Genomic DNA, 9523 nt, shown 5'->3' with positions numbered 1-9523 from the left:
AGGACAAGCTTGGGGGATGGTGCTTCTTGCACCATCCGGCTATGTCCGACCAGTGAAGAAGGGAAGCAGGAGGGGAACTGATTATGGAATTTTGTTGGGCATTACCGGTTGTCCCGACGGATCAATATCAGGAACTATATCGGGCGTATACGGATCAAGCCTTACGTGCTGAAAAAAATAATTTTGATGGTGTACTTGTTTCTAGCACTCCAACCTCAGTTGATCCCTTTATTGCATCAACTAAGATTGGATTAGAAACCACCAGCATTCGCATATTGCTTGCCCAAAATACCAATCATTGTTTGCCGACTTACACTGCTAAAGCGTTGAATACTCTCAATCAGATGATTAACCATCGAGCGGATGTTAATGTGATTACAGGTAGTTCCAGCATTGCTCTTTCCCGTGAAGCCCATGTTGATCCACATACGACCAGATATCAACGCACGAAAGAGTTTATGGAGATCATTCAGTTACTTCGAAAAGGAACTTCTAGTTACAAAGGGGAGTTTTTTCACATTAGTAACTGTGACATTTATCCAAAGGAGAATGTAGAGAAAAGGGGACGCTATTTCGTTGCGGGTAGCTCTGAGGAAGCGATGAAAATAGCAGCGCATTATGGAGATGCGTATATTCTGTATGCGTGCGAGTTCGAGTTGATCAATAAACACTACAATAAAGTTAAACAGATGGCGTTAGAAAAGGGAAGGAGCATTTCTTGCGGCGTTTTGGTCGATATTATCGCAAGACAAACAAGCGAAGAAGCGTGGCATGCGGCAAATGAACTATTAGAAAATACGTCACCAATCACAAAGCGTATGACACGTGCCTTTTTAAAAACATCCGATTCTGTAGGACTTGGACGTTACAAAGACCTGACTGCCGAAAATAACTACATGGTAGGAGAGAATCTTTGGGGCGGGCTTAGCCAAGTAAACCCATCAAACTCAATATCAATTGTAGGTAGTTATGAAGAGGTCATTGAAACACTAAAAAAATATCATGATGCTGGCGCCGAATTTTTCCTCTTGACTAGTTTATTACATGATAATGAAATCGAGCGTATCGGACAGAATATTCTCCCTCAACTAAAGAAAACAAGAGTATCAATAAAATAACAGGATGATAACCAATGAAATACCTGTGGTACACTTTCTTAGGAGGGCAATTGGTTATGTTAAAATCATCAACAGATAATCCCTATGTGCTTATAAATATAGAACCAGTAAAAAATATCGAAAATAATTGCATTGAAGATGTAATTGCTTCCCTTGCACGTTGGCTTCAGCGTAATCACGAGTGTATGTTTGCAGAAACGTGGAATTTTTCTTTTGAATCTAGTAGAAAACAAACGGACAGAATAGGAGATCAACTAATCATTCCCTCGAATAACTTTTTAGCTCTTCTCGAACAGTATCATGGTATACGAGGAACAGTCTATCAAACACAGATGGAAGAGGAGGTGTATAAGATCATTCAAACCGAGCTGACTTTAGGTTTTCCTGTTGTGGCTACGATGAATTCTTTTTGGGTTCCTTGGGATAAAAACTATCAGAAGGAACACACTGTCCATTCATTTATGATTGTAGGAATAAACTCTGAAACGCACGACCTTTATTGCACAGATCCTTATTTTATGAAAAAGGAGATGCGGTTGTCGCACGCAAATTTTATCAAGGGCTATAAACATGTAACGACTTTCTCGCTTGTGCAAGATGAGCAGATCGAACCTAAACAATTCATCCGAGAGTTGGCTAATAGACTTTCCTCTGAATTGCAGTCTGGAAAGGCGTTTGCAGACATGCAAAGATTCGCAGACGTTTTGCTGAAAGATTTTGATTTGCAAAAAGAGACAGAAGGATATGACAAAAACTTTGATGACATCCCGCTGATAAACAACTTGGCAGATATCGCAAATGGTCGTCTTAAATATGCGCATCTCTTAGCTTTTATCGCTTCACATGATTATCCAAGTTTAGTGCCCTTTGTGGAAGAGATAAAAAGGATAGGGAATAATTGGAATGTTATTCGAGGTATTGTTATCAAGATGCATCTTACAAAAAGATGTAATGATAGTACGTTGCATAAAATTTCTAAAAAAATCAGAGAGGCATCGCAGGATGAAAGGTGCTTCTCGGTACAATTACTTGAAGAATGTAATCGTCTCTGTTAGAAAAGAGAGCATAACCTAGAGAGTATGAATACGAGATGAAAAACCCACAAAAGAAAGGAAACATCAGGCATGATCTATGAGCTTTCTGTACAGGAATACGATAGAATTAAGGATATTTTTCGCGAACAAACCAATCACCCCATCATTTTGGGAATCATGAATGGGAATAATCAAGGAAAAGTATATGTAGATGATCCAAAACAACCAAAAACAGCCTTGATATGGGCAAAATTTGAAATCTTTTTACTTGTTGGAGACAAAGAGAACGAATCTTTTAACAAAAATCTCGAATCTTTCATCCGCGAGAGGATTGCACCAGAGAGTTTGCAGATTGGTGACATCGCTTTTCAGTTGGAATTTCCCCACTCGAATACGGGTGAAGGGACAGTAGTTGATAGACTGAAAAACTATCTGCCAAAAGCTTACGGACGTTGCGCCTTCACTTTTAATGAAGAGAAGTATCGAGAGCTTTTGCAATGGCATGATCGGATTCCTTTCGGCTACTCTGTCGAAAAAATTACTCCTGAATTAATCGATCGGGATAAAGAGGGAGTTATTCGAGAAGAGCTGGATAATTTTTGGGTCTCCCCTGAGGTTTTTTTCGAGAAAGGTATCGGCTATTGCACGATGCAAGGGGATAAGGCAGTTAGCAGTTGTCTTTCTGTTTATGCAAGTGAAGGCGATATTGAGATCGGCATTAACACCTACGATTTAAAACATCGTAACAAGGGATTAGCTACACTGGCTGCTCGAGCTGTGTTGGACGAGTGCCTTCAGCGAGGGGTTACTCCCCATTGGAAGACAGAACATTTCCGCTATGCGTCGATAAAGCTAGCGAATAAATTAGGCTTTGAAAATCGCCGAGATTATAAGGCGTATTATTTCTTCTATCGAGAACTAGATAATCTTGTAGGCAGTGCTTATTATCATTTAAAAGAGTTTGGGGATGTCCTTACAGCTACAGACTATGTAAAAAGGGCAGAAGAACTTGGTGAACTAGAAGACTGGCATTGCTTTCTCATTGCTTGTGGCTTTGCTGTGATAGGAGAAACTACTATTGCACTTTCCTACCTAGAACAAGCCGTGGACAAGGGCTGGAGAGATACAAGCGATGTGCGATTTGAAAATGATTTGAAAAATTTGCAAGGGTTAAAAGAATGGGAGATTCTTACTAAAAAGCTGTTTTCGACTGAAGCGGAATAAATGTTACATGTAATGTAAAAAAGTGATTTGATTGCATAATGATCAGTATCGATTTGGATAAGAAGAACGGCCATAATCGTCAACGCAATCTTCAACTTCATGGACATAACAAATGTGGCATGCTAAGCAGGAGAAGGAGAACTTCTTTTTAGGGGAGATGCAATCAATGGGTAGGATAAACGTTTCAGAAGATCGAATGATCGTTGCGAATCAGAAGGCAAAGGAAAGAGATTATTGGCAGATGAAGCTGGCGGGAGAGGTAACGGAGTGCCACTTTCCCTACGACCAAAAAAATCAAGAGAGCCCTAGTGAACAAAGAGATGATGTAAAAAATGTTGTCGATGGCCCGTCCTTTAGCCAACTGATAAAGCTGTCCAACGGCTCCGATATACGCTTGCACATGATTCTGACGTCCGTTTTGAACGTGCTTTTATACAAATATACGGGGCATTCTGATATCGTCGTGGTATCTCCAGTCTTAAAACAGGACACAGAAGCTAATTTTATCAATACTGTCCTTGTTCTTCGCAACCAATTAAGAGAAGAAATGACATGTAAAGAGTTACTCTTATTGACTAGAGAAATGCTGAATGAAGCGACCGAGAATCAAAATTATCCGCTTTTATCTTTATATGAGCAGATTATGGGTCATTCTAGGTCTGATCATTCATCTCTCTTTCATGTTGGAATTCTATTAGAGAACATTCATGATCATAGCTACCTTGTTTCAAATCAACCTGAAGTCCTATTCTCATTCCTAAAAACAAATGACAGCCTAGAGCTGAAGATTACATTTTCGACCGCCCGATACCACAGAGCTAGCGTGGAAAGAATAGCTGCCCATTACAAAGGACTACTGCAAAATATCTTAGATAATCTTGATACGCCTTTATCGGTAATTGACATGCTATCAATGAATGAGAAGCTTCAAATCCGTGATTTTAACGATACACAGATTGAATTTCCCGCAGAGAAGAATTTATATGAGCTGTTTACATTGCAAGCTGAAAAAACGCCAGATGTAATTGCTGTAGCGGATGACAATCGCCAGTTAACCTATGCTGAGCTGAAAGAAAGGGCTACCCAAGCGGCTTACCTGTTAAAGAAAAAAGGTATTCAACCAGAAAAAATCGTAGGTGTTATGTTAAAGCGCAATATAGACATCGTAGTTTCGATTCTAGCCATTTTGCAAGTGGGTGGTGCCTACTTACCAATCAATCCGTCTCTACCAAAAAATCGCATTCAATCTATGCTGGATGACACGAATAGCCCACTTCTAATCACCAATGAAGAGGTTGTCACTGACAGTTCGTTAATGGTAGACCTTCCAGACTTGGAAGTGCTGAGTGTGACAGAGCTTCTTTCATATAAAACGAGTGAAACGGAAGAGTTTTGCAGGGCGAATCCGTCTCAACTTGCTTATGTAATCTTTACATCTGGTTCAACAGGTAAGCCGAAAGGTACGATGATCGAGCAACGTAGCGTAGTTAATCTTATTTGGGGGCTTAATCGGGAATTATATACCACTTATCCATCCCCGTTGCGAGTAGCCATGGTGTCACCGCTTGAATTTGATGCATCGATACAAAACATGTTTGGTTCTCTGTTAAATGGTCATAGCCTATTGATCGTACCAGAGGATGCACGAGTTGAGGGAGAGAAATTGGTTGCTTTCTATCGTAAGCACCAAATAGAACTCTCAGATGGTACACCGACTCATCTACGGATTTTGGGGGATTACCTAAACAAAGAAGAAACGGCAGATTTAGCTCTCAAGCACTTACTTATTGCAGGCGAAGCGCTAACGGCAAAGGTCGTAGCGAATTTTGTACGACATTTCTCACACAAACCCAAAATACTCAATGCCTATGGTCCGACGGAAACTTGCGTAGACTCCACATCCTACCATGTAATCTTGGAAGAGATTGATAGCGTGAGCAATATTTCCATAGGGCGACCACTAGCTAATCAACAGGTATTTATTGTGAATGAGAATAATCAGCTTCAGCCAATTGGAATTCCTGGAGAGCTGTGCATTGCGGGTGAAGGATTAGCAAGAGGTTATTTGAATCGTCCTGAGTTAACTGAAATGAAGTTTACGCAAAATCCGTTTATTGATTTATTTCCTCAATCTAGTCAACGTATGTACAGAACAGGAGATTTGGCCAGATGGCTTCCCGATGGAAATATAGAATACCTAGGTCGCTTTGACGAGCAAGTAAAAATACGCGGTATGCGCATCGAAATGGGCGAAATCGAAAGCAGGCTGCTCACATTTTCAGGCATGAAAGAAGCAGTTGTGATTGGTTTGGATAGCAAAGCGTCGCAAGAAACCTATTTGTGTGCTTATGTCGTGGCAGATCATCCGGTAGTTGCTAGAGAAGTACGCGCGTTTCTTTCGAAAGATCTACCTATCTACATGGTACCTACCTACATAATCCAAGTGGATACGCTACCCATTACCTCAAATGGAAAGCTAAATAGGAAAATGCTTCCTCATCCTGAGGATGTATTTGAACAAATGTCAAAGGTACAATATGTCGCTGCGCGTAACGAAACGGAAGCGACACTTGTGGAAATCTGGCAGAATATCCTTTCAACAGACCAGATTGGTGTACACGAGAATTTTTTTGAACTAGGTGGTCATTCGTTAAATACGACTACACTTGTTTCACGGATTATGAAGACCTTCCATGTGGAGGTTCCGTTACAGGTTATTTTCCAACACCCGACGATTGAGGAACTTGCAATCTATATTGATCAGGGAGATAAAAAGCAGTATGAAGCAATTGATCTTGTAGAAAAACGAGATTACTATCCCGTTTCCTCTGCACAACAGCGACTTTTTGTCATGAATAAATTTGAAGGAGTAGGAACTAGCTACAATATTCCAGGAGCACTTATCGTTGAAGGTGAGCTTGATCGAAAACGATTCGAACAAGCGATTTGGGGATTGGTACAACGTCATGAAAGCCTGCGAACTTCGTTTGTTTTCCTAGATGGAGTGCCAGTGCAAAAAGTGCAGGATCATGCTACGATTGACGTCTGGTTTCAGGAAACAACGGAGGAGCAAATCGAATCGATCATTGACGAGTTCATTCGCCCCTTTGATTTACGCGAAGCCCCTTTACTTCGGGTCGGGTTAGTAAAGCTCAACGAATACCGCCATTTGCTACTTTTTGATATGCACCATGTTATTTCCGATGGAGTTTCAATGATAATCTTGCAGCAAGATTTTATCAAGCTTTACGCCCAAGAGGAGCTTTCTCCCATGTCCATCCAATATAAGGATTACGCGGCATGGCAACGCAAGCGCATGGAAAGTGATGAGATGGGGAATCAGGAAGCCTTCTGGTTAAAGACTTTTGAAGGCGAAATTCCGATTCTGCAACTGCCTACTGATTTCCCTAGATTAGCAAAACAAAGCTTCGATGGTAACCGTGTTATTCAACGTATTCCCGATTCACTCGTGAAGCAGTTGAGTGATTTGACCGAATCAACAGGGACTACCTTGTATATCGTTTTACTAGCCGCCTATAATGTTCTCCTTCACAAATATACAAAACAAACAGAGATCATTGTTGGTTCGCCTATTGCTGGACGTGTCCACGCAGATACGGAACAAATGGTTGGAATGTTTGTCAATACATTGGCAATGAAAAACAGCCTACACCAAGATAAACCGTTTAGTCTTTTCCTACAGGAAGTAAAAGAAAATGCCCTGCAAGCCTATGAGAATCAAGAGTATCCATTTGAAGAACTAATTAATAAGCTTCAGTTGGAACGTGATAACAGCCGTAATCCTTTATTTGATACGATGCTAATTATGCAGAATATTCCTTCTTACCATACTCAAGCTAACACACTTACCTTTACACCCTTTGACTATAAACACAAAACATCTAAATTTGACATTACATTTGAGTTTTTTCAAGAAAAGGATGGGCTTTTGCTCCACGTAGAATACGTGACGAAATTGTTTAAGCAGGAGACCATTGAGAGAATGGTTAATCACTTTTTGGCGATCATAGCCCAAATCCTTCGCAATCCAAGTATCAACCTTTCTGAAATAGAGCTCCTAACCCAAGCAGAGAAAGACAAGATTCTTTATCAATTCAACAATACTAGAGAAGATTATCCTAAAGATAAACAGGTGCATCAATTATTCGAAGAGCAAGCGAAACGCAATCCTAAGCAGACTGCTCTCATCTTTGAAAATCAAACATACACGTATGAGTTTGTGAACGAACGAGCGAACCAATTAGCGAGAAAATTACGTGGCTTAGGGATTGGAAGAGAAGAAGTGGTTGGTTTACGTTTTGACCGTTCGGTAGAAATGATTCTAGGAATTCTGGCAGTGATGAAAGCAGGTGCTGCTTATGTAGCAATCGATCCTGACTATCCAGCGGAGCATGCACACTATATTCTTGCGGATAGCAATGCACAGGTTTTAGTAACGGAAACAAAACATATCGATACCATTTCTTTTATGGGACCTATTCTTGATCTTAACAACGAAGCTCTTTATGAGGGAGACACAGCAAATCTTGAGACGATATCTACAGCGGACAGCCTCGCCTATATCCTTTACACATCTGGTTCTACTGGAAGACCAAAGGGAGTCATGATCGAGCATGGCAGCATCGTTAACTATCTATTTGCCATGCAGAAGGATTATCCAATGGCAGTAGACGATGCTTATCTCTTAAAGACGCCGTATACCTTTGACGTATCAGTGCTCGAACTATTTGGCTGGTTCATCTCTGGAGGTTCACTGGTGATTCTTGAACCGGGTGGACACCGAAATCCTAAGAGTATCCTGCGTGTTCTTGAGTCTCATAATGTAGCACTTGTCAACTTTGTTCCCTCCATGTTTAAAGTATTCCTCAACTCGATTCACGAAGAGTCAATAACGGCTCTTACTAAGTTGAAATACGTACTGGTAGCCGGTGAGGCAATTTCGCACGACGTCGTAGAGCAATTCTACTCCCTTACAAAGAATGTTACGCTTGATAATCTCTATGGCCCTACAGAGGCAACAGTCATCGCTACCCGCTTTCCTCTAAGAAAAGCAGGAGAGTATAGTACATTGCCAATCGGCAAACCGATTCAAAACGTGCAGGTTTATGTGATGAATGAGTCTACTCAATTGGAGCCAATCGGGATCGTGGGAGAATTGTTTATTGCTGGGGCAGGCGTGGCGAGAGGATATTTGAATAAGCCTGAATTGAATGAAGAAAAGTTCGTATCTAACCCGTTTGCAGCTAGTGAAAAGATGTACCGGACAGGGGATTTAGCAAGATGGCTACCTGACGGAAATATCGAATTTTTAGGTCGAATTGATCATCAGGTGAAAATCCGCGGATACCGTATTGAATTGGAAGAAATCGAAACAAGACTTCGCTCCTATGAAGGGATAGCTGACGCTGTCGTACTAGATAAAGATGATTCACTTGGAAATAAACAGCTAGTGGCATACATCATTACCGCAAATCCAATCGATATGAACGAGATAAAGGAACATCTGAGAAAACAGCTCCCGAGTTTTATGATTCCAGCTCATTTCATGACACTGGATAAGCTTCCCTTAACGACCAGTGGAAAAGTAAATCGAGGTGGACTTCAGGATGAAGCTCTACTTTTCACTCCAAGGAACCGAGAAGGAGAAGAACCCAAGACCGTATTAGAAATGAAGCTCATGGAAATTTGGAAACGTGTCCTGAAAGTTGAACAAGTAGGGACAAACGAGGATTTCTTTGAGCATGGGGGAAACTCATTACTTGCTGTTACTCTCGACTTAGAGATGGAGAAAGAGGAATTAATCTCCGATGATCTGGTTGTCTATGAACACCGAACGATCCAAGCATTAGCAGCCTTTATAGAACAAAAAGAACCAACTAATAGCGAAGCCGAGGCGCCTATGAAAAAATAAAACCTGGGGGCACAAACGATTATTACCTGTTTGTGTCCCTTATCTTTTGTAAGATGCTCGCAAGCTAATACGTCTTTCTCTGTTTAGCCGATAACATGGAACCAGCAAGAGTGTTCCAGCTATAATCAACCCAAACTCCTACGTTGTTCATTTAATATTTTTTTAGTTTACTAGTTGACAACGTAAAAAAAATAGGGTATTCTTCATTTATCTTA

At 40.8% G+C, this 9523-nt stretch carries 4 protein-coding genes; all 4 read left to right on the top strand.

What is annotated here, in order from left to right; all coding sequences use genetic code 11:
- The first annotated feature begins 83 nt into the window (after window positions 1-83).
- Window positions 84-1118, top strand: coding sequence for an LLM class flavin-dependent oxidoreductase (locus ACQV1I_RS15790; RefSeq protein WP_116334105.1), 1035 nt, complete (start codon window positions 84-86; stop codon window positions 1116-1118).
- Window positions 1119-1174: 56 nt separating this feature from the next.
- A complete protein-coding gene (locus ACQV1I_RS15785) occupies window positions 1175-2173 on the top strand; it encodes a C39 family peptidase (protein WP_236645794.1) in 999 nt (332 codons plus the stop codon).
- Window positions 2174-2242: 69 nt separating this feature from the next.
- Window positions 2243-3376: a GNAT family N-acetyltransferase gene (locus tag ACQV1I_RS15780; RefSeq protein ID WP_116334103.1), complete on the top strand. Its 1134-nt coding sequence runs from the start codon at window positions 2243-2245 to the stop codon at window positions 3374-3376.
- Between the two features lie 166 nt (window positions 3377-3542).
- Entirely contained in the window at window positions 3543-9308 is a 5766-nt protein-coding gene (locus tag ACQV1I_RS15775; protein ID WP_161555084.1) for a non-ribosomal peptide synthetase, read from the top strand.
- Window positions 9309-9523: the final 215 nt, after the last annotated feature.

This window comes from Brevibacillus sp. JB24b (genome assembly GCF_051713385.1).
GTDB classification, from domain to species: Bacteria; Bacillota; Bacilli; order Brevibacillales; family Brevibacillaceae; genus Brevibacillus_B; species Brevibacillus_B laterosporus.
Note: the sequence above shows the minus strand (reverse complement) of the source record. Positions and strands in the feature narration are given on the sequence as shown.